Below are 20,276 nucleotides of genomic sequence, written 5' to 3'. Positions count from 1 at the left end.
GATTGCCCTGTTCGAGGGCAGAGGTGTATTAAGCGAAAAGCTCGGTCAAACTTCGACTGCAGACAAAGAAAACAGCGAAATGATTTAACGCGCCAGACGCTGCCAGATCTGAGCCAGCGCCGCTTTCAGGTTAGCGCCGTCTCCTTGCACTTGCCCGACGCCGAATTCCTTTCTGGCGACTGCGCCATCGAACAAATCGACGCCCCAGACGACATCGGTTGACTGCTCTGCAGGTAGTTTCTGCGGAAAGCGCCACACCGCATTCGCCAGTTCAATCACCGCAGCGACATCGCCATCGCTCAAGAGCACAGTGCGGCTTTGCACCACATCCAGTTTGTGTGTCGATGCATTGAGCTGAGTGATGAAGCGCGTCATCTTGTGCTGATCGATGTCGACCATTTCCCAATAGCCGACCGGCGTAGCAAAACTGCCATTGGAGAGAACCACGCCACGCTGGGGAATCATCCCGGCTGGGACGTTGATCTTGCAGTCGGTGCAGACTTGCGCCTTTACCGGCGCATAGGCGGGTGAAACAGATGCGGCAGATACGGCATCTGTTGCGCGGGCGTTCTCTGCCACGCAAATCACCGTCAAGGCGATTGCCATGCTGGCCATTGCTCTGATTAACCCTGTCGCGCGGTGCGCTTGCTTGTCTGCTTTCATGTATTCCTTATTGTGATGAAGTCTGTCTGAACAGAAAAGGATGGTAGCGCCAAAAACAGCGCGATCCTATGGGATCGTCGCTTCTCTGTCAAAATGGCGCTTTCAGCTGTCAAGCGTACCTCCTTCATGAACTCTCCAATCTTTCCATCTGCCGTCGATACCAGTGATGCGGCTTCGCAGCTTCCCTTCGGCAATGCATTTGCAGAACTGCCACCGGCGTTCTATACGCACTTGCAGCCGACACCTCTGCGTGCGCCCTATCTGGTTGGCATCAGCACTGATGCGGCAGCGTTGATCGGACTTGATCCTGCGATGGCGAACAGCAGCAGCTTCGTTGACGTCTTTACCGGCAACACCATTGCACGCGACTCCAAGCCGCTGGCGGCAGTGTATTCCGGCCACCAGTTTGGTGTCTGGGCGGGTCAGCTTGGCGATGGTCGCGCGATCCTGCTCGGTGATCTGCCGGCGCGTGACGGTGGCAGAATGGAATTGCAACTCAAAGGCGCCGGTCAGACGCCTTATTCGCGCATGGGTGACGGCCGCGCCGTGCTGCGTTCGTCGATCCGCGAATTTCTGTGCTCCGAAGCGATGGCTGCTCTGGGCATCCCGACCACACGCGCACTCGCCGTGACGGGGTCGGATCAGCAAGTCCGCCGCGAGACCATGGAAACCACAGCGGTCGTGACGCGCATGTCGCCCAGCTTCATCCGCTTCGGTTCCTTTGAGCATTGGTATTACAACAAGCGCCACGATGAACTGAAACTGCTGGCGGACAAGGTCATCGCCAATTTTTACCCTGAATTTCTCGGCGCCGAAAATCCTTATCGCGAACTGCTGGCCGAAGTCACCCGCCGCACCGCTCACCTGATGGCGCAATGGCAAGCCGTTGGCTTCATGCATGGCGTGATGAATACCGACAACATGTCCATCCTCGGGCTAACGCTGGACTACGGCCCGTTCGGCTTCATGGAAGCCTTCGACGCGCGCCACATCTGCAACCATACCGACCAGCAAGGTCGCTATTCGTACCAAATGCAGCCGCGCATCGGACAGTGGAATTGCTTTGCGCTGGGACAGGCCTTATTGCCGCTGATCGGCAGCGTGGAAGATACCGAAGTCGCGTTGTCGCAATACGAAGCGCAATTCGCCGCCAGAAACGATGCCTTGCTGCATGCCAAACTGGGACTGACGACACATCAGCCGGACGACGATAAACTGTTCGAATCCATGTTTGCCATCCTGCAAGCCGGCCATGTCGATTTCACACTGTTCTTCCGCCGTCTCAGCGATCTGCAAGCCGACAGTAAAGCCGGCGATGAGCCATTGCGCGATCTGTTTATCGAACGGCCTGCTTTCGACGCCTGGGCCGAACAATACCGGGCCCGCCTGCGGCAGGAAAGCAGCCAGGATGCACCGAGGAAACTTGCAATGGACGCAAGCAACCCCAAATACGTGCTACGGAATTATCTGGCGCAAGTCGCTATCGACAAGGCGCAGAACAAGGACTTCTCTGAAGTCGCCAAACTGCAAGAAATCTTGCGCAGGCCTTTTGACGAGCAGCCGGAGCACGATAAATACGCCGACCTGCCGCCAGACTGGGCCAGCCATCTTGAGGTGAGCTGCTCCTCATAAGCGCAACACGTAAGATCGGGCGCCTCTGAACGACTAATCTGTGCGGCCGGTCTGTATCAAACGATTTTTTACATTCTATTTTCCACTCTTACCACGGAGCATCAGCATGACTTCCAAAGTCCAAAAAACCGACGCCGAATGGCGTGCCCAACTGGATGCGATGGAATATCAGGTGACCCGCCATGCGGCTACCGAGCGTGCCTTTACGGGTAAATTCTGGGATCATCACGAAGCTGGCATCTACACCTGCGTGTGCTGCAACACCCCGCTGTTTGCATCGGACACGAAATTTGACTCCGGCTGCGGCTGGCCCAGCTATTTCAAAGCACTTGATCCGGCGAATGTCCGCGAGATCGTGGACAAAAGTTATGGCATGATTCGTACCGAAATCGTCTGCAACGTCTGCGATGCGCATCTGGGGCACGTGTTCCCCGATGGTCCGCCGCCGACGGGCTTGCGATACTGCATCAATTCCGCCTCGTTGCGGTTTGATCCGGCGACCTGATAACCTGATTGTCTGCGCGATGTTGTCCGAACAATAGTTGTCCTGACAATGTCCGCAATCTTTTAAAATTTTAAAAAGACTTAACCGATGAAGTTTTTGTTCGACCTCTTTCCCGTCCTCCTCTTTTTTGGCGTTTTCAAATGGGGCGAAGGTCATACCGATGCCGCCCAGGGTCTGGTATCGCAGTATCTGTCGGGCTTCATGTCCGGCGGTGCCGTGACACCGACGCTGGCGCCTATCCTGCTAGCAACGGCCGTTGCCATCGTCGCCTCGCTCGCGCAGATCGGCTATCTGCTGGCGCGCCGCAAGAAAGTCGACGGCATGCTGTGGGTGTCGCTGGCAATCATCGTGGTATTTGGCGGCGCGACGATCTACTTCCGCGACGATACCTTCATCAAGTGGAAGCCGACCATTCTGTACTGGTGCTTCGCCGCCGCCTTGATCATCAGTCAGGTTTTTGTAAAGAAAAACCTGGTGCGCGTAATGATGGAAAAACAAGTTTCGCTACCTGAACCGATCTGGGGCAAGCTGAATCTGGCCTGGTCGATTTTCTTCGTGGTGATGGGCTTGCTCAATCTCTATGTGGCTTTCAATTACGCCATCGATACCTGGGTCAATTTCAAGATGTTCGGCACCATGGGACTGATGTTCGCCTTTATTATCGCGCAGAGCCTGTTCCTGTCTAAATACATGAAAGACGCGGAATGAGCGAACGTCAGGACTTGATCCGCGAACGCCTGCTCGCAACTTTCTCCCCGAGCGAGTGTCTGGTTGAGGACGAGTCGGCCTTGCATGCAGGCCATGCAGGCGCGGCATCAGGCGGCGGACACTACCGGGTGCGCCTGATTTCGAGCGTTTTTGAGGGCAAAAATCGATTAATTCGCCATCGGCTGGTGTATGATTGTCTGGCTGATATGATGCACAAGGATATACACGCATTGGCGATCATCGCCATCGCACCATCTGAAATAGCGAACTAACAAGACTATCCCCCCTCTATATCTCTCATTTCTGTTTATTTTCCCGATTTATTACCTCCATTTTTAGGATTCAATAATGACATTCAAACCTGCTCGTTTGCTGGTACTGCTGTTTGCAACTGCTGCTTTGCCAGTCATGGCGCAAAATCTGGCCGTGGTTAACGGCAAGTCGATTCCATCCTCGCGCGCCGATGCAATGGTCAAGCAAATGACAGCACAAGGTCAGCCTGACAGCCCGCAACTGCGCGGCGCCGTGAAGGAAGAGCTGATCAATCGTGAAATCCTGATGCAAGAGGCCGACAAGCAAGGTCTGAGCAACAACCCTGACGTCAAGAACCAACTGGAACTGGCTCGTCAAGGCATCGTCATCCGCGCACTGATCGGCGACTACCTGAAGAAGCATCCGGTTGCTGACGCTGACATCAAGGCTGAATACGACAAATTCAAGGCACAAGCCGGCGACAAGGAATACCACGCTCGCCATATCCTGGTCGACAAGGAAGAAGACGCAAAGGCGATCATCGCCAAGCTGAAGGCCGGCACCAAGTTTGAAGACCTGGCAAAGCAATCGAAGGACACTGGTTCCGCAGCCAACGGTGGCGATCTGGACTGGGCAACACCAGCTTCGTTCGTGAAGCCATTCTCCGACGCCATGGTTGCACTGAAGAAGGGTGAAATCACTGAAACACCAGTGAAGACCCAATTCGGCTACCACGTGATCAAGCTGGAAGACACACGTCCAGCCAAGGTGCCGACTCTGGAAGAAGTGAAACCGCAAATCGCTGAAGCGCTGCAACAGAAGAAGCTGCAAGCGTATCAGGAAGAACTGCGCAAGAAAGCCAAGGTTCAGTAATTCAGCAAGCTGGTAGTACAACCGCACTATCCAAGCTACTCGGCGGAATGCGATTTTAGCGTTTCGTCAGTAAAGAAAACGCCCATCACCGACCTCGGTTTTGGGCGTTTTTTTAATTTAAACGATTGTTTTTTTGTTTTGTACAAAAATAGATAATCGATGCGTAAAAATATAAAAAAATTACGCCCGCATGCGCGAAACACGCATCCAGGTCAATATTAATGACGAAATAATTTACGCTTTTACCGAAAAACTACAAATAGCACACTCGTCAGTTAATTCGTTTTTCACCCTAAAAATCTCCTGATATTCTCTCGCCTACCCGATACGGGTAACGCCGCATTCAAGCGAAAAATACAAAAGCACATGCGGCGATGAAGGTGCAAAAACAGGCGCTGCACAATAGCGATCATGTCTTTGTACGGACCATAAAAAACAGCAAGTTTCTGGAGAAATGCATGAAAAAAACTTCTTTGGCACTCGTCATCGCCGGCCTTGCCAGCAGCAGCGCCTTTGCTCAGTCCAGCGTCACCGTCTACGGTATCGTCGACACCAGCATCCGCTATGTCAGCAGCGATAACGCTGCAGGCAACAGCAACGTCAAGATGGACAACGGCGCGATCTCGAACAGCCGTATCGGCTTCAAGGGCACAGAAGATCTGGGCGGCGGCCTGAAGGCCAACTTCCGTCTGGAAAACGGCTTCAATTCGGACACCGGTGGCATGTCCCAGCCTGGCGTGCTGTTCAGCCGTCAATCGTGGGTTGGCCTGAGCAATAGCTACGGCCAGATTAGCCTGGGTCGCCAGCAAACCCCTTTGTTCGATCTGATGGCCGATCATTTCGATCCGTTGACAGTCGGTAACTACGCTGCCAACTCCTGGTTGCCAGCCGGTGCAACATTGGTTCGTAACTCGAACATGATTAAGTACTACGGTACCTTCGGTGGCTTGTCGGCGGGTCTGAGCTGGGCCATGGGTGAGCAAGCAGGCTCCGTGCGCAAGGGCAGCCAGGTCAGCTCTTCGCTGCAATACACTACTGGCAACCTGTCTTTCGGCGGTGGCTATCAACAAACTGTTGACGCGACAACCAACGCCAACAAGGACAAGGCCTACAACCTGAGCGTTTCCTATGTGATTGGCGCCGCCAAGCTGTACGGCGGTTATTACAAGATCAAGGACAGCACAGGCACGACCTCCGCTTACTTTGCTCTCGAAAACAGCGTTGCCAGCAAGAACGGTGGCGTGGTTGGCCTGGAACGCAAGGACGACGGTTACTTCTTCGGTACGACCTATCAGTTGACTCCTGCATGGGCACTGACCGGCGCCGCATACTATGACAAGAGCAAGAACGTCAGCGTTGCCGGCGATAGCGGTAAGCGCTACGCACTGGTTGGCGTTGCTGAGTACGCATTGTCCAAGCGCACACAGGTCTATACGACTGTCGACTACAACAAGGCCAAAGACGCAGCACAAGTTGAACTGGCCGGAAAGAGCAATGTGACCGGCCTGTCGGTTGGTATTCGTCACATTTTCTAAACCTGCCATTCAGCTCAATTTCGCTAAACCCGTTCATCGCAATCCATCGCGGTGGGCGACTTAAAAACGCAGATTCCTGAAAGGGTCTGCGTTTTTTCTTTTAGCAAGCGCTATCGGAGAAAGAACCGAAGAACCTCAGGTTTTTCAGACAAATCTCGAAACCTTTTCTGCTTTGCTTCCGTTTGTAACAGCGGAGAAACCGCATGCACTTTCCGGAGTCTCAACTCTTCCTTATGACTTCCGGTATGCCTCATGACTCTTAGCAAGTTGCCTCCAACCGAACTGTTCAGCATTGGCGCCTGCTTGTGCCTGCTCCTCTTTTCGAGTGTTTTCGCCACCTGGCAAACCTTTCGCAGCAAAACCAAGATATGGCTGTGGGCCATGTATTCAGCGTTGATCTGGATAGGACTGGCAATCGCGCTCTACAGCGACAAATTAACCAATACAACCTCGGCTGAGATGCCTCCTGAATTTTCGCTCGGCGTCTGGCTCATGATTGCGGGCATTCTATTCACCTTGGTTCATGGACTGTGGATTTTGACGCGTCGAGTTCGCGGCAATCGGGCGTTGCCGATCAGTTAATCTCAGAATCAGCAATCATCAAACTGGCGCAATAAAAAAAGGCACTCAGAAGAGTAATGCCGTTCAGTTAAGACAAAAAACGCCGCTGCGAAGTAATTCGAAGCGGCGTTTTTCTTGGTTTTACGGCTCTTTTAGCTTCAAAAACTGAACCTGATTGAGCTTAACTGAACGGCATTACACTCAAAGAGTGCCTTTTTCGTTACCAGACGGGAGATAAATCAGCCTGGCTATCCCACCCACTTACGTGCATTGCGGAACATACGCGTCCAAGGCGAATCCTCACCCCAAGCGTCCGGATGCCACGATTGCGTCACGGTACGGAACACGCGCTCGGCATGCGGCATCAGCACATTGAAGCGGCCGTCCGGCGTCGTCACCGACGTGATCCCTTGCGGCGAGCCGTTTGGATTGTACGGATAGGATTCTGTGACCTCGCCCTTGTTGTCGATGAAACGCATTGCCACCAAGGCCTTGTTGACGTCGCCGGTCAACGAGAAGTCGGCGAAGCCTTCACCGTGCGCGACAGCGATCGGTGTTTGCGTGCCGGCCATGCCTTGCAAGAAGATCGATGGAGAATCCTGCACTTCGACCATGGCGAAACGCGCTTCGAATTGCTCCGACTTGTTGCGTGTGAACTTCGGCCAGGCTTCCGCACCCGGAATGATGGACTTCAGGTTGCTCATCATCTGGCAGCCGTTGCAGATACCCAGCGAGAACGTGTCCTGACGCTGGAAGAACTGCGAGAACTGCTCAGCCAGTTGCGCATTGAACAGAATCGTCTTGGCCCAGCCCTCGCCAGCACCCAGCACGTCGCCGTAGGAAAAACCACCAACGGCGATCAGACCGGTGAAGTCACCCAGCTTGGCGCGACCGGCAATCAGGTCGCTCATGTGTACGTCGACCGACTCGAAGCCGGACTTGTGCATGACATAGGCGGTTTCGATATGCGAATTGACGCCCTGCTCACGCAGGATCGCCACACGCGGACGCGCACCGGTGTTGATGAACGGTGCAGCGATGTCTTCTTGCGGATCGAAGGTCAGCTTCGGCGTCATGCCGGGATCGGCGACGTCGAGCAGACGTTCGTATTCGGCATCGGCGCAGGCCGGGTTGTCGCGCAGACGCGCGATGCGCCAGCTGGTCTCGCTCCACAGGCGATGCAACTCGCTGCGTGGCTGGCTGTAGATGTTCTTGGCGTCGCGCATGAATTCGATCACGTCGCGATTGTTCGGCTTGCCGATGATGTGGCTGCAGGCACCCAGATTGTAGGTACGCAACACATTCATGACTTCGGACTTTTGATCGGCGCGCACTTGAATCACTGCGCCGAGTTCTTCATTGAACAGCGCGCGCAGCGTCATCTCGTTGCGGCGCTCACCGACTTGCGATGCCCAGTTCTTGGAATCACCCCAGTCGGAAGCATGCTCGCCTTCCATCGTCAGGATGTCGAGGTTGATCGACAAGCCGCTGCGGCCGGCAAAGGCCATTTCCGTCAGCGTAGCGAACAAGCCGCCATCCGAACGGTCATGGTAAGCCAGCAGTTGGCCTTCCTTGTTCAGTTGCTGGATCGCCGCAAAGAAGCCCTTGAGATCTTCGGCGCTATCAACGTCCGGCGTTTCGTTGCCGATTTGCTGCATGACTTGCGTCAGTGCCGATGCACCCATGCGGTTCTTGCCGCGACCGAGGTCGATGGCAATCAGCACGGTATCGCCCAGATCCTTGCGGATCTGTGGAGTCAATGTGCGGCGCACGTCTTGTACGGGAGCAAATGAGGAAACGATCAGCGACACTGGCGACATGACCGATTTGGCATCGCCGTCGTCTTTCCACGTTGTACGCATCGACAGCGAGTCCTTGCCGACCGGGATGGACACACCCAGTGCCGGGCACAGTTCCATGCCGATGGCCTTGACGGTGTCGAACAGCGCTGCGTCCTGACCGGGTTGACCACAGGCAGCCATCCAGTTGGCCGACAGCTTGATGTCAGAGATTTTTTCAATCGCTGCAGCGGCGATGTTGGTGATTGCTTCGCCGACCGCCATGCGACCTGAGGCTGCGGCATTGATCACGGCCAGCGGCGTACGCTCGCCCATGGCCATCGCCTCGCCCAGATAGCCTTCCAGGCTCATGGCGGTCACGGCGCAGTCAGCGACAGGCACCTGCCATGGACCGACCATCTGGTCACGCACGGTCATCGCGCCGACGCTACGGTCACCGATGGTGATCAGGAAAGACTTGTCGGCGACAGTAGGCAGACGCAGCACACGGTGCGATACCTCGACCAGATCCATACCGGTCAGGTCAACTGGCGGCAATTCGACGGCAACGTGCTTGACGTCGCGATGCATCTTTGGCGGCTTGCCCAGCAAGACGTCCATCGGCATGTCGACCGGATTGTTGTTTTGCTCCGGATCGACCAGCTTCAGCTGGCGCTCTTCGGTTGCCGTGCCAACTACGGCAAACAGGCAGCGCTCACGTTCGCACAGGTAGCGGAACAGCGGCAGTTGCTCCGGCGCGATCGCCAGGACATAGCGCTCTTGTGATTCATTGCTCCAGATTTCCTTCGGCGCCAGACCGCTCTCTTCCAGCGGGATCTTGCGCAGGTCGAAAATCGCGCCACGCTTGGCGTCGTTGGTGATTTCCGGGAAGGCGTTCGACAGACCGCCGGCACCGACGTCATGGATCGACAGAATCGGATTGTCGTCACCCATGGTCCAGCAGGCGTTGATGACTTCTTGCGCGCGACGTTCCATTTCCGGATTACCGCGTTGCACGGAGTCGAAGTCCAGATCGGCGGTATTAGCACCGGTCGCCATTGACGAGGCAGCACTGCCGCCCATGCCGATACGCATGCCCGGACCACCCAATTGAATCAACAGGCTGCCGACCGGCAGATCGTTTTTCTTGGTGTGCTTGGCGTTGATACTGCCGATACCGCCGGCGATCATGATGGGCTTGTGATAGCCCTGCACGTTGCCGCCGACGTTTTGTTCGTAAGTGCGGAAATAACCGCCCAGGTTTGGACGGCCGAATTCGTTGTTGAACGCGGCGCCGCCGAGCGGACCGTCGATCATGATTTGCAGCGGCGAAGCGATGCGATCAGGCTTGCCGTAGATGCCGGCTTGCGCCAATGCATCGCGCTGCGCTGGCGCTTGCGCTACGTCACGGGCGTTTTCCCATGGTTGCACGGCGTGCGTGACCATCAGGTTGGAGACGGTAAAGCCGGTCAGGCCAGCCTTGGGCTTGGCGCCACGGCCGGTTGCGCCTTCATCGCGAATCTCACCACCGGCGCCAGTCGAGGCACCTGGAAACGGCGAGATTGCGGTCGGGTGATTGTGCGTCTCGACCTTCATCAGGATGTGGGTCAATTCGTCCGATGCTTCGTAGACGTTGCCCTTGGCCGCACCGCGCTGATAGAAGCGCGAAATATTGGCGCCTTCGATGACGGAAGAGTTGTCGCTGTAAGCGACCACGGTGCCTTCTGGATGCAGCTCGTGCGTATTGCGGATCATGCCGAACAGCGACTTGGTTTGCTTCTCGCCGTCGATAGTCCAGTCTGCGTTGAAAATCTTGTGACGGCAGTGTTCGCTGTTGGCCTGCGCGAACATCATCAGTTCGACGTCGGTCGGATTGCGCTGCGCGCGGGTGAAAGCGTCGACCAGATAGTCGATCTCATCATCCGACAGAGCCAGGCCGAGTTCGGTGTTAGCGCTTTCCAGTGCTGCTTTGCCGCCTGTCAGCAGGTCAATGAATTCCAGTGGTTTGGCTTGCAACTCGCTGAACAGCCCAGCCGCTTCCTGCGGGGTACGCAGAACCATATCAGTCATGCGATCGTGCAACAGCGCGGCGACCGCCATCAGGCTGGCTTCGTTCAGCTTCTTTGCGCCGCCGAGCAAACCGGTTTTGACTTGCACGTGATACACGATGCCACGTTCAATGCGATGGATATGCGTCATGCCGCAGTTATGGGCGATATCGGTGGCCTTGCTGGCCCATGGCGAGATCGTGCCAAAACGTGGAATAACGACGAATTCATCGCCCTCAGCCGCTCCGGAGAACGGTTCGCCGTAAGTCAGCAAGCCATCGAGGCGCGCCTTGTCGTCCTGCGACACGTCACCGACAGCGTCGATGAAATGGATGTAGCGCCCGGTCACGCCGGTAATCGCGGCATCGACAGATTGCAATTGGGACAAGAGACGTTGAGTGCGGAAGGCAGAAAGGGCATTGGAGCCCGGCAGAATCAGCATGGCAGAAAGTCAGGATTTGGCGGTGGAATCGGGTTCGTATTTGAATGCATGAACATCCGGCCGCGCAGCGTTTGCGACGGGAAATACGAAAAGCAGCATTATACCTTGCCCACCCTGATCCAGCCCATGAAAACCGCCATTCCGGCTGTAAAGCGCTCCGGAATGGCAGCATCACGCCATCAAAAACTTAGAAATCTTTCAACACGATCTTGCCAATGACCCGCCCGCCTTCCAGATCGGCATGCGCCTGGCGCAGATTGGCTGCATTGATCGGTGACAACACCTTGCTGACCGTGGTTTTGATAACACCCTGGTCGATCAGATGGGCGATTTCGTCAAGCAGTTTGCCCTGCTCCGCCATGTCAGGAGTCTGGAACATCGAACGGGTGAACATGAATTCCCACACAAAACCGGCACTCTTGGCTTTCAGCAGGGAAACATCGAGAGGACCACTGTTTTCGACAATCGTGGCAATCGTGCCTTGCGGTGCGACGATCTGCGCCGCCGCCGGGAAATGCTTGTCGGTGTCATTGAGGATCAGCACGTGCTCCACATTCTCGATGCCCAAAGCCTTCAACTGCGCCGACATATCGCCGAAGTGGTTGATGACCTGCTGCGCCCCCAGCTCGCGCACCCATTTTTCGGATTCCGGACGCGAAGCAGTGGCGATCACGTTCAAGCCGACCACCTTGGCTGCCAATTGGATTGCGATCGAACCCACACCACCGGCGCCGCCGATGATCAGAATGCTGGACGCCTTGCCGGCAGCGGCTTTGCGCGGCACCCGCAGGCGTTCGAATAAGGCCTCCCACGCAGTGATCGCGGTCAGCGGCAAGGCCGCAGCCTCTTCCATCGCCAGCGATGCCGGCGCATGGCCGACGATGCGCTCGTCGATCAACTGAAATTCGCTGTTGCTGCCCGGACGGGTGATATCCCCCGCATAGAACACTTTGTCGCCGACCTTGAATCCGGCCACCTCTGAGCCGACTGCCTCCACGATGCCGGCAGCATCCCAGCCGAGCACGCGCGGCGTGTCTTCGACCTTATCTTTGGGCGCGCGCACCTTGGTGTCGACAGGGTTCACCGCGATCGCTTTGACGGCCACCAGCAAGTCGCGGCCTTGTGGGGTTGGACGCGGCAATTCCACGTCCAACAGGGATTCTGGGTTATCGATGGGCAGGTAACGCTTTATGGCTACAGCTTTCATGGTCTTTCTCCTATGAGCTTTGATTCAGTTCCGGCACCCGGACTATCCGGGAGATGAGCCATTATCACCGCCACGCAAAAACAGATAAATAGACTTAAAATTGAATTACTTACAAATTAAATTTGAAAATAAGCTTTTCACATCCGCCATGTACGCCATCACCGACCTGCAACTGCTGATCCACACCGCCGATACCGGCAGCCTGTCGCAGGCGGCGCGCATTCTTGGCATCCTTCCGGCGACTGCCAGCGCCAGCCTGAAACGCGTCGAGCAACGGCTCAATACCCGGCTGTTCGCCCGTTCCACGCGCAGCATGCGGCTCACGCCTGAGGGAGAGATTTTTCTGGAGTATTGCCGCGATGCGCTGGCGCTGCTGCAGGAAGGCGAATCCCTGCTCAGCAGCAGCAAAGACGCCATTCAGGGCCATATCCGCTTGTCGATGCCATCAGACATCGGGCGTAATGTCCTGCTTCCCTGGCTCAATGACTTTCAGACGGCGCATCCCGACGTCAAGTTCACGATGCAGTTTTCGGATCGCGTGGCGGATCTGTTCCGCGACGCAGTGGATGTCGCAATCCGTTCGGGCAAGCTCAGCGATTCAACATTGGTCTCGCAACAGTTGGCCGTCGGTCGACGTGTCCTTGTTGCGTCTCCTGACTACCTTGACCGGCGTGGCATACCTTCCAAGCCGGAAGATTTGCACGATCACAACTGTCTGCTGTTTTACCTGAAGCAAGGTCTGTTCAATCAATGGCGTTTTCAGAACGGCAAACAGCACATCGATATCAAGGTGCAAGGTGATCGCATGACCGACGATGCCTCCATCGCGCGCCAATGGGCGGTGGCCGGTGCCGGTATTGCCTACAAATCGTGGATTGATGTGCGCGAGGATGTCCGCGCCGGACGGCTGGCGACCGTGCTGGATGACTATTGCCGCGAAGAGATTCCGCTTAATGCTGTTTATCCGCATCGCAATAGCGCATCGCCGACGGTACGTGCTTTGCTGGTTTTTCTGCGCACCCGCTTTGATGCGCTGGAAAATGAAAATGTCAGGTCGAAAAGTGGCAGGCTGAAATAAGATCGGCCCGGATCAACTGTTGGTCGATCCGGGCCGATGATGCTGCAATGTGAAGACTTACTTCACAACAAGACTGTTCTTGACACCCTTGACGCCTTCTACCTTGCGCGTCACTTCGGCGGCCCTCAACGAGACCGCACTGGAGTTGACGAAGCCGCTCAGTTGCACGATGCCTTTGTAGGTTTCCACGCTGATTTGCAGCGTCTTCAGATTCGGCTCTTCGAAAATCGCCGCCTTCACTTTGGTTGTGATCACGGAATCGTCAATGATCTGCCCGGTGCTGGCTTGCTGAGGAGTCGATGAGCAACCGGCCAGTGCCAGCATGAACAGAGCGAAGAAAAATGCAGCAAAACGTTTGGACATTGTCATAAGTTCACCTTTATAAGAATTGATGTAGAACGCCGGTTCCGCCATGGAGCGAACTGGAACAAAAAGTTCGGTTATTGCGACACACCGCACTGTAGCCAATTCCCCCGTGGAATAACAGGCCTTCTTGAGAGGAATTTGCGATTTTCAAGTTCCTGCTGCTTGCTGAAATCCACCTCTTTGTTGATAACAATCAAAAAACTACGACACGATTCATTGCCTACTCGGCAATTCACTGGCTCGATCAACGTCGTTACCATGCATCGTTCACAAAAAAAACCACTGAGCGCGCTGCGGGTATGCCGATTTGGTATCATTCAGGCCGCATTACCGAGGCAAACAGCCAGAGATAACGCTGGCAGACATCCACAGTGCCGCCAATACGGGTCTGCATGGGGAAGCGACCTTTTCGGTTTCATAGAATTAGTGACGATAAATAGTGACGCAAAATAAAACACTGAAACAGATTGCCATTATCGGCGGCGGCCTGTCGGGAGTAAGCACTGCTTATTTCCTGGCGTGCGCCGGCTTTGAAGTCGCCGTGCTGGAGCGGCGCGCCAATGTCGCCGAAGAAGCGACTTTCGGCAATTCCGGCCTGTTGGCGCCGTGCGCGGTGCAACCGCTGGTATTGCCGGGCATCACGAGAACCGCCTTGTCCAACCTGTTCAAAAACGACCCACCGATTCTGGTCAAATCCGGCTTCAATCCTGCGCGATGGCGCTGGGTGCGCAAGTCGCGCCGCGAATATCAGGACTATTTCTCGCTCAACAAACAACGTCTGACGCGTCTGTCTGCGTATGGTCAGATGCTGACCCAGCATCTTCAGGATCAATACGGGCTGGATCAGGAAAACAGCCAGGGCTTGCTGCATCTGTTTCGCCAGCAAGCCGATGCAGATCGTTGCGCCAGCATCCAGGACAGCCTCAAACAATTCGAACTGACACGGCACAGCATCAAAGGATTGGAAGCCATCCAGCAAGTGGAACCGGCATTCCAGTCGGCGACACCAGTCGCCGGTGCGATGTATTACCCCAAAGACGGCGCCGGCAATTGTGTCCTGTTCGTCAAGCAATTGCGCGCCATCGCCCAGTCCCTTGGCGTGCAGTTTCACTTTTCGCAATCCGTCAAAGCAATCCGTCCCGAATTCGGCGGCCGTGTCTCGATTGATGTTGCCGATAGCACGCTGACGGTTGATGGCGTCGTTCTGGCAGCCGGCATGCAGAACATGCAATTGCTCAAACCGCTGGGCATGTCGCTGCCGCTGTGTCCGATTCAAAGCTACAACGCCATGGCTGCCGTCAAGAATCTCGACGAAGCGCCCAACACAGCCTTGTTCGATGAAACCTACAAGGTCGCCATTGCACGCGTGGGCAACCGCATCCGCGTGTCAGGCCTGCTCGGCTTCTTGCCGAAGACCGACCAGCCGCACGTCAAAGCCATCAGCAGCTTGCTCAAAGTCGCCAACGATTATTATCCAAACGCCGCCAACTTCAATACCGCCAGTTTCTGGAGCAGCACGTTTGCCTTGCAACCCAATGGCATGCCGCTGACGGGCGCCACAACGCACGGCAACATCTTCGTCAACACCGGACACGGCGTACACGGCTGGGCAGCCGCGGTCGGTTCTGCCAAACTGCTGGCCGATGCCATGGAGGGACGTGAAACGGAGATCGACAGCGATGGCTTGTTGCTGTCGGCCTTGGCCTCTTGATTGTCAATAGAGACGCTGCCTGATCGGAAGATCGGCAGACGGCTTCAGTTTTTACACTGGCAGCCGTCTCTTTTCATGTCTGCGGATTTTTTTCAATTGACTTAGAATAAATACGGCAGCACCATCGTTTCACCCCCTTCGTTCCATTCTTTTGACCTTACCGGGCCGCATTGACCATGAGTGCGCTTTATTCGATTGCTGAAATCCGCCAGATCGAACATGCCGCCAAGGCTGGGCTGCCCTCCTACACCCTGATGCAACGTGCCGGCGAAGCCTGTGCCCGGCTTGCGCTAAGTCTGGTAGCAGGCGAAGACGAAATACATGTCCTGATCCTGGCCGGTCCCGGCAACAACGGCGGCGATGCGCTGGAAGCGGCCCATTACCTCTCCCAATTCGATCTGCATGTCGCCGTCGCCTTGCACGCTGATGAAGCTAAACAGCCTGACGACGCGCGCCACGCACTGCAACGAGCACGCGAGTCTGAAGTGGAGTTTCTCGACGTCGCCGATCCCGGCCATCTGGCCTCGCAGCGCTGGACGCTGGTTGTCGATGGCTTGTTCGGCATCGGCCAGACCCGTCCTATCGTGGGCAAACTGCGAGCTTGTGTCGATTACATCAATACGTTGCGCTGCCCGGTGTTGGCCATCGATATCGCCAGCGGCATGAACGCCGATACCGGCAGCGTGATCGGCGGCGCCGGCTGCGTTGCCGTGCGCGCCACGCATACGTTGAGCTTTATCGGCGACAAGCCCGGCATGCACACCTGCGATGGCGAAGACTTCAGCGGCGACATCCTGCTGGAGTCCCTCGACATCGAAGAGAGCTGCTTTGTAACACCGCACGCCCGCCTCAACGAGCTGTCGCTATTCAGCTCCGCATTGAAGCCACGGGCCGGCAACACCCACAAGGGCAGTTATGGCGACGTCATCGTGGTCGGCGGTGCCCACGGCATGGGCGGCGCGCCTGTGCTGGCGGCACGTATGGCGGCCCACGCCGGCAGCGGCCGCGTGTTTATCGCTTTTGTCGACGATGCCCCGGCATACGATAGCGTGCATCCCGAACTGATGATGCGCCAGGCGGATCGCGTCGAATTCAGCACCGCCACGATTGTGGTCGGCCCCGGCCTCGGCACCTCGCGCCACGCACATGATGTGTTATCTCGCGCCTTGGATGCACAAGGCCGCATCGTGATTGATGCCGACGCGCTTAATATGATTGCTGCTGAACCCGGCTTGCAACACAAGCTGCAAGACCGTGCCCAGCACACCAGCATCATTACGCCGCATCCATTGGAAGCTGCCCGGCTGCTCGACGCCACCACCGCCGAGATTCAGCATGACCGGCCGCAGGCTGCGCGACTGCTGGCGCGACATTTCAAAAGTATCGCCATCCTGAAGGGTGCGGGTACCGTCATCGCTTTTCCGGACGGAGAGATCGTCATCAACACCACCGGTAATCCAGCGCTTTCCACTGCCGGCACCGGCGACGTCCTGTCTGGTCTGTGCGGCGCATTGCTGGCGCAAGGCTGGCCTGCCACACAGGCAGCGCTGGCAGCAGTCTGGATGCACGGCAGGGCCGCCGATCAACTGGTGGACCTCGGCGTGGGTCCGGTCGGTCTGACCGCCAGCGAAGTCATTCCTGCCATCCGCACCCTTCTCAATCAAATCATCCGAGACCATGCCCGCTAACATCGCCACACATCCGCAACTCTGGCTGGGCATTTTTTTTCTGATTTCTGGTTTGTGGACACTGTCCTTGCTGGACACGGCGGGCAAGCTGCTCGGCATGGCCGGTTACCACGTGGTGATGATTGCGTGGATGCGCTACACCATCAATACGATTTTCATGGCGGCGACGCTGATGCCGCTTTACAAACGTCGTCACGGCCGCAGCATCTTGCACTCGAACAATCCACGCCTGCAGTTCATCCGCGCCGTGGCGCTGCTGCTGTCGACGCTGATGTTTTTCTCGGTATTGAAAATTGTCCCGCTGGCCGAAGGGACGGCGATGAATTTCTGCGCGCCCTTGATCGTGCTCGCCGTATCGCCCTGGCTTCTTGGTGAAGCCACCTACATCTCGCGCTGGATCGCAGTGGGGGTCGGATTTACAGGCATGCTGATCGTGATCCGCCCCGGTGGCGACATCCCTGCGCACGGTGTGGTGCTGGGCCTGTTGTCGGCAGCGACCTATGCCGCCGTGTCCATCCTCAATCGCAAAGCCAACCGCGCGGATGATCCGATGGTGACTCTGTTTTATGGTGGATTGATAGGAATGGTGCTGAGCACGCTGATGGTGCCGTTTTTCTGGTCACCGCATACGCCGGACACGACCGAGTGGCTGATTCTGGCATCTACCGGCATCACCAGCACCATCGGCCATTTATTCATGAACACGGCCTACAAACATGCCGAAGCTTCCGTGCTGACGCCCTTCGCTTATACTCAGATCATCTCGGCAACCACCATGGGCTGGCTGGTGTTCGGCCAGTTTCCGGATGCTGTCACCATTCTTGGGGTTGCGATCATCTGTGCCAGCGGGATGGGTATTGCCTGGGTTGAACACCGCCGCACGCATCCTCTGCGCAAGGCGATACAGAAGCCGGCCTGAAATACCTCAAACGAATTTAAACGAGACGCCCCGCAGCGATCGTGATCGTACGGGCGCAACGCGCCGCGATGGAGGGGTCATGTGTGACCAGCACCAGCGTGGAACCATGCTCCTGATTCAATTCAAACATCAACTGGATCACCGCTTCACCGGTCGTCGCATCGAGACTGCCGGTAGGCTCATCGGCCAGCAACAATGGTGGCTGGGTGACGAAAGCGCGCGCCAACGCCACGCGTTGCTGTTCGCCGCCGGACAGATATTTGGGATAGTGCTTGAGGCGACTGGCAAGGCCAACGCGCGCCAGCATGCTTTCGGCCTTCGTACGCGCCTGCGCGTCACCGCGCAATTCGAGCGGCAGCATGACGTTCTCTACCGCATTCAGATGCCCCAGCAACTGGAAAGACTGGAAGACAAAGCCGAGTTTATGCTTGCGCAGCGCAGCGCGACCGTCTTCGTCGAGAGCAAAGATATCGACGCCGTCGATCTTGACGGTGCCGTCCGATGGCGTGTCCAATCCGGCCAGCAAACCGAGCAAAGTCGACTTGCCGGAACCGGAGGCACCGACAATGGCCAGCGTCGTTCCCGCCTGCACGTTAAAATTGACGGCACGCAAAATCGCCAGCTCACCGGCTTTGCTCACGGCAGTCGCCGGAGCTGCTGCATCGGCGACGCGTTTGGATAGTTGGACAACTTCGATGGCGGTGGTGGTAGGACCAGCAGCGCCGGTAGCAGAAAATTCAGAGGAATCAGGCATGCAATACGATGGCGTCAAGTGGATGGGTCAGTGGCTGAGGAAGTACACCGGCAACCGCAATACGGCGAATACGGCGATACAAAGCAAGTCATGGCGTCGTCTGTTCACTGCGTTGCTGGCGATACCCTTGCTGATGCTGGCGGCGAGCGCCTATTCTGCACCAAAAACCCTGCTTGTGCTCGGCGACAGCCTGTCAGCTGAATACGGTCTCACACGTGGAAGCGGCTGGGTGGCCTTGCTGGATAAACGCCTGCAACAGGAAAAGATCGGTGCCTCCATCGTCAACGCCAGCATCAGTGGCGAAACCACCATCGGCGGCAAAACCCGCCTGCCCGCTCTGCTAAGCAAACACACACCCGATATCGTGATCGTCGAACTCGGCGCCAACGATGCGCTGCGCGGCTTGCAACTGAGCGCAACGCAAAGCAATCTGCAGGCAATTATCGATATGTCGCGTCAGGCCAAGGCCAAAGTATTGGTGGTCGGCATGCAGATTCCGCCGAATTACGGTGCGGACTATGCGGGCAAATTCGCGCAATTGTTCCCTGCTGCGGCCAAACAGAACAAGACCGCGCTGGTGCCGTTCTTCATGAAGGATATCGCCGACAAGCCGGCGCTGTTTCAGGCGGATCGCATGCATCCTAACGAACAAGCCCAAGCCACGCTGCTGGACAACGTCTGGCCCTATCTCAAGCCGCTGCTGAAATAGCGATGTCAGGCGTGCAAATGCAGGAAGCGGCGCAAGATTGCCGCTGACTGCGGCGTGTCGCTGACCTGCTCGGCCATGACATCAGTGTCGATGCCGCACTTGCTGTAGATCTCGCGATACCAGGCCAGATGCGCCTTGACGAAATCGCTACTGAATTCAGGATGGAATTGCGCTGAAAAGATATTCGGCGCCAGACGCAGCATATGGTGCGGATCCATCGGCGAACTGGCAAGAATCGTGGCGCCCGGAGGCGGCTTCAGCACGACTTGGGAATGCAGCATGTGCGCGGGAAAACTCGCCGGCGCCTCATGCAGCAAATGTTCATCCGCTGCAACCGGGTGCATGTTGACAGTCATGGTTCCCGCCACGCGTCCGGCCGGGTTGAAGCCCACCTTGCCGCCGAAGGCATGCGATAACAGCTGATGTCCATAGCACACGCCGAACATGGGCAATTGCCGTTGTGCCGCACGGCGCAACCACTCCGCGGTGCGCTCGCTCCACTCCACCAGATCCGTCACCATGGTCGGCGACCCGGTAATCAACACCGCGCGATACTGGTCAGGCTCCCGCAGATACTGCCCCTGAAACACCGACACAATCTCGGTTTCATGATCCGCCAAGCCCGCTGCATGCTGCAATTGCGCCGCATAGCTACCGTAGGACTGCTTGAGATCGTCGTTGGGGTCACCCGTGTGGATGATCAGAACCGGGGCTGAATTGGATGGCAAGGCAGAGGTGGAGGTTGAGGCTGTAGCTGAGGCAGACATTGGCGCAGGCTTCAAAGACGAGGATGAGATTCCATTGTACGTTCCAGAACATGCCGCAGTGCATAAAAAAAGGCCGCATA

Annotated in this window: 18 protein-coding genes; 12 read left to right on the top strand and 6 right to left on the bottom strand. The window is 56.5% G+C overall.

Annotated features, from left to right (window positions below; translation table 11 throughout):
- Positions 1-84: 84 nt before the first annotated feature.
- A complete protein-coding gene (locus tag PQR63_RS15560) occupies positions 85-606 on the bottom strand; it encodes a hypothetical protein (RefSeq protein ID WP_408168910.1) in 522 nt (173 codons plus the stop codon).
- Between the two features lie 183 nt (positions 607-789).
- On the opposite strand from PQR63_RS15560, the gene PQR63_RS15555 reads away from it, so the two are divergent.
- The 7 genes from PQR63_RS15555 to PQR63_RS15525 all read left to right on the top strand — a co-directional run bounded on the left by PQR63_RS15555 (position 790) and on the right by PQR63_RS15525 (position 6,750).
- Complete coding sequence (locus PQR63_RS15555) at positions 790-2,295, top strand: protein adenylyltransferase SelO (RefSeq protein WP_408168909.1); 1,506 nt, start codon at positions 790-792, stop codon at positions 2,293-2,295.
- 106 nt (positions 2,296-2,401) lie between these two features.
- A complete protein-coding gene (gene msrB / locus PQR63_RS15550; protein WP_408168908.1) occupies positions 2,402-2,800 on the top strand; it encodes a peptide-methionine (R)-S-oxide reductase MsrB in 399 nt (132 codons plus the stop codon).
- 87 nt (positions 2,801-2,887) lie between these two features.
- Positions 2,888-3,508 carry a septation protein A gene (locus PQR63_RS15545; RefSeq protein WP_094563697.1) on the top strand — a complete coding sequence of 207 codons (621 nt, stop codon included), beginning with the start codon at positions 2,888-2,890 and terminating at the stop codon, positions 3,506-3,508.
- Positions 3,505-3,780 (top strand): BolA family protein, encoded by a 276-nt coding sequence (locus PQR63_RS15540; RefSeq protein WP_408168907.1) that lies wholly within the window; start codon positions 3,505-3,507, stop codon positions 3,778-3,780. The genes PQR63_RS15545 and PQR63_RS15540 overlap by 4 nt, the downstream gene beginning before the upstream one ends.
- 76 nt (positions 3,781-3,856) lie before the next feature.
- The gene (locus tag PQR63_RS15535) at positions 3,857-4,633 is read left to right on the top strand and encodes a peptidylprolyl isomerase (protein ID WP_094563696.1); all 777 of its coding nucleotides are present in this window, start codon (positions 3,857-3,859) and stop codon (positions 4,631-4,633) included.
- Between the two features lie 458 nt (positions 4,634-5,091).
- On the top strand, positions 5,092-6,168 hold the full coding sequence (locus tag PQR63_RS15530) for a porin (protein ID WP_408168906.1): 1,077 nt from the start codon (positions 5,092-5,094) through the stop codon (positions 6,166-6,168).
- Positions 6,169-6,420: 252 nt separating this feature from the next.
- Positions 6,421-6,750 (top strand): hypothetical protein, encoded by a 330-nt coding sequence (locus PQR63_RS15525; protein ID WP_408168905.1) that lies wholly within the window; start codon positions 6,421-6,423, stop codon positions 6,748-6,750.
- Positions 6,751-6,977: 227 nt separating this feature from the next.
- On the opposite strand, the gene purL is transcribed toward PQR63_RS15525, so the two are convergent.
- Together purL and PQR63_RS15515 are read right to left on the bottom strand one after the other, a co-directional pair.
- Positions 6,978-10,997, bottom strand: a complete 4,020-nt coding sequence (gene purL / locus PQR63_RS15520) for a phosphoribosylformylglycinamidine synthase (protein ID WP_408168904.1) — start codon at positions 10,995-10,997, stop codon at positions 6,978-6,980.
- 187 nt (positions 10,998-11,184) lie between these two features.
- A complete protein-coding gene (locus tag PQR63_RS15515) occupies positions 11,185-12,204 on the bottom strand; it encodes a zinc-binding alcohol dehydrogenase family protein (protein ID WP_408168903.1) in 1,020 nt (339 codons plus the stop codon).
- 148 nt (positions 12,205-12,352) lie between these two features.
- On the opposite strand from PQR63_RS15515, the gene PQR63_RS15510 reads away from it, so the two are divergent.
- The gene (locus PQR63_RS15510) at positions 12,353-13,282 is read left to right on the top strand and encodes a LysR family transcriptional regulator (RefSeq protein ID WP_408168902.1); all 930 of its coding nucleotides are present in this window, start codon (positions 12,353-12,355) and stop codon (positions 13,280-13,282) included.
- 57 nt (positions 13,283-13,339) lie between these two features.
- Here the strand turns inward: PQR63_RS15510 and PQR63_RS15505 are convergent, their stop codons facing one another.
- A complete protein-coding gene (locus PQR63_RS15505; RefSeq protein ID WP_408168901.1) occupies positions 13,340-13,651 on the bottom strand; it encodes a BON domain-containing protein in 312 nt (103 codons plus the stop codon).
- A 436-nt stretch (positions 13,652-14,087) separates the two neighbouring features.
- Here PQR63_RS15505 and PQR63_RS15500 point away from each other — a divergent pair, with 436 nt between their 5' ends.
- The 3 genes from PQR63_RS15500 (at position 14,088) to PQR63_RS15490 (ending at position 17,966) form a co-directional block, all read left to right on the top strand.
- Positions 14,088-15,359 carry an FAD-dependent oxidoreductase gene (locus PQR63_RS15500; RefSeq protein ID WP_408168900.1) on the top strand — a complete coding sequence of 424 codons (1,272 nt, stop codon included), beginning with the start codon at positions 14,088-14,090 and terminating at the stop codon, positions 15,357-15,359.
- 176 nt (positions 15,360-15,535) lie between these two features.
- Positions 15,536-17,047, top strand: coding sequence for an NAD(P)H-hydrate dehydratase (locus tag PQR63_RS15495; RefSeq protein ID WP_408168899.1), 1,512 nt, complete (start codon positions 15,536-15,538; stop codon positions 17,045-17,047).
- The gene (locus PQR63_RS15490) at positions 17,037-17,966 is read left to right on the top strand and encodes a DMT family transporter (RefSeq protein WP_408168898.1); all 930 of its coding nucleotides are present in this window, start codon (positions 17,037-17,039) and stop codon (positions 17,964-17,966) included. Before PQR63_RS15495 ends, PQR63_RS15490 begins: the two co-directional genes overlap by 11 nt.
- A gap of 16 nt (positions 17,967-17,982) precedes the next feature.
- On the opposite strand, the gene PQR63_RS15485 is transcribed toward PQR63_RS15490, so the two are convergent.
- Complete coding sequence (locus tag PQR63_RS15485) at positions 17,983-18,720, bottom strand: ABC transporter ATP-binding protein (protein ID WP_408168897.1); 738 nt, start codon at positions 18,718-18,720, stop codon at positions 17,983-17,985.
- 133 nt (positions 18,721-18,853) lie between these two features.
- Between PQR63_RS15485 and PQR63_RS15480 the strand changes: the two genes are divergently transcribed.
- The gene (locus tag PQR63_RS15480) at positions 18,854-19,429 is read left to right on the top strand and encodes an arylesterase (RefSeq protein ID WP_408169097.1); all 576 of its coding nucleotides are present in this window, start codon (positions 18,854-18,856) and stop codon (positions 19,427-19,429) included.
- Between the two features lie 5 nt (positions 19,430-19,434).
- On the opposite strand, the gene PQR63_RS15475 is transcribed toward PQR63_RS15480, so the two are convergent.
- Positions 19,435-20,196: a glutamine amidotransferase gene (locus tag PQR63_RS15475; RefSeq protein ID WP_408168896.1), complete on the bottom strand. Its 762-nt coding sequence runs from the start codon at positions 20,194-20,196 to the stop codon at positions 19,435-19,437.
- Between the last annotated feature and the right edge of the window lie 80 nt (positions 20,197-20,276).

The organism is Herbaspirillum rhizosphaerae (assembly GCF_046025915.1).
Classification (GTDB): domain Bacteria; phylum Pseudomonadota; class Gammaproteobacteria; order Burkholderiales; family Burkholderiaceae_D; genus Herbaspirillum; species Herbaspirillum rhizosphaerae_A.
This window is presented reverse-complemented; position numbering and strand designations above follow the sequence as displayed.

Excerpts from the sequence above, each read along its gene's own strand:
- PQR63_RS15560 (WP_408168910.1), bottom strand. The coding sequence starts at position 606 with ATGGCAATCGCCTTGACGGTGATTTGCGTGGCAGAGAACGCCCGCGCA.
- PQR63_RS15555 (WP_408168909.1), top strand. The coding sequence starts at position 790 with ATGAACTCTCCAATCTTTCCATCTGCCGTCGATACCAGTGATGCGGCT.
- msrB (WP_408168908.1), top strand. The coding sequence starts at position 2,402 with ATGACTTCCAAAGTCCAAAAAACCGACGCCGAATGGCGTGCCCAACTG.
- PQR63_RS15545 (WP_094563697.1), top strand. The coding sequence starts at position 2,888 with ATGAAGTTTTTGTTCGACCTCTTTCCCGTCCTCCTCTTTTTTGGCGTT.
- PQR63_RS15540 (WP_408168907.1), top strand. The coding sequence starts at position 3,505 with ATGAGCGAACGTCAGGACTTGATCCGCGAACGCCTGCTCGCAACTTTC.
- PQR63_RS15535 (WP_094563696.1), top strand. The coding sequence starts at position 3,857 with ATGACATTCAAACCTGCTCGTTTGCTGGTACTGCTGTTTGCAACTGCT.
- PQR63_RS15530 (WP_408168906.1), top strand. The coding sequence starts at position 5,092 with ATGAAAAAAACTTCTTTGGCACTCGTCATCGCCGGCCTTGCCAGCAGC.
- PQR63_RS15525 (WP_408168905.1), top strand. The coding sequence starts at position 6,421 with ATGACTCTTAGCAAGTTGCCTCCAACCGAACTGTTCAGCATTGGCGCC.
- purL (WP_408168904.1), bottom strand. The coding sequence starts at position 10,997 with ATGCTGATTCTGCCGGGCTCCAATGCCCTTTCTGCCTTCCGCACTCAA.
- PQR63_RS15515 (WP_408168903.1), bottom strand. The coding sequence starts at position 12,204 with ATGAAAGCTGTAGCCATAAAGCGTTACCTGCCCATCGATAACCCAGAA.
- PQR63_RS15510 (WP_408168902.1), top strand. The coding sequence starts at position 12,353 with ATGTACGCCATCACCGACCTGCAACTGCTGATCCACACCGCCGATACC.
- PQR63_RS15505 (WP_408168901.1), bottom strand. The coding sequence starts at position 13,651 with ATGACAATGTCCAAACGTTTTGCTGCATTTTTCTTCGCTCTGTTCATG.
- PQR63_RS15495 (WP_408168899.1), top strand. The coding sequence starts at position 15,536 with ATGAGTGCGCTTTATTCGATTGCTGAAATCCGCCAGATCGAACATGCC.
- PQR63_RS15490 (WP_408168898.1), top strand. The coding sequence starts at position 17,037 with ATGCCCGCTAACATCGCCACACATCCGCAACTCTGGCTGGGCATTTTT.
- PQR63_RS15485 (WP_408168897.1), bottom strand. The coding sequence starts at position 18,720 with ATGCCTGATTCCTCTGAATTTTCTGCTACCGGCGCTGCTGGTCCTACC.
- PQR63_RS15480 (WP_408169097.1), top strand. The coding sequence starts at position 18,854 with ATGCTGGCGGCGAGCGCCTATTCTGCACCAAAAACCCTGCTTGTGCTC.
- PQR63_RS15475 (WP_408168896.1), bottom strand. The coding sequence starts at position 20,196 with ATGTCTGCCTCAGCTACAGCCTCAACCTCCACCTCTGCCTTGCCATCC.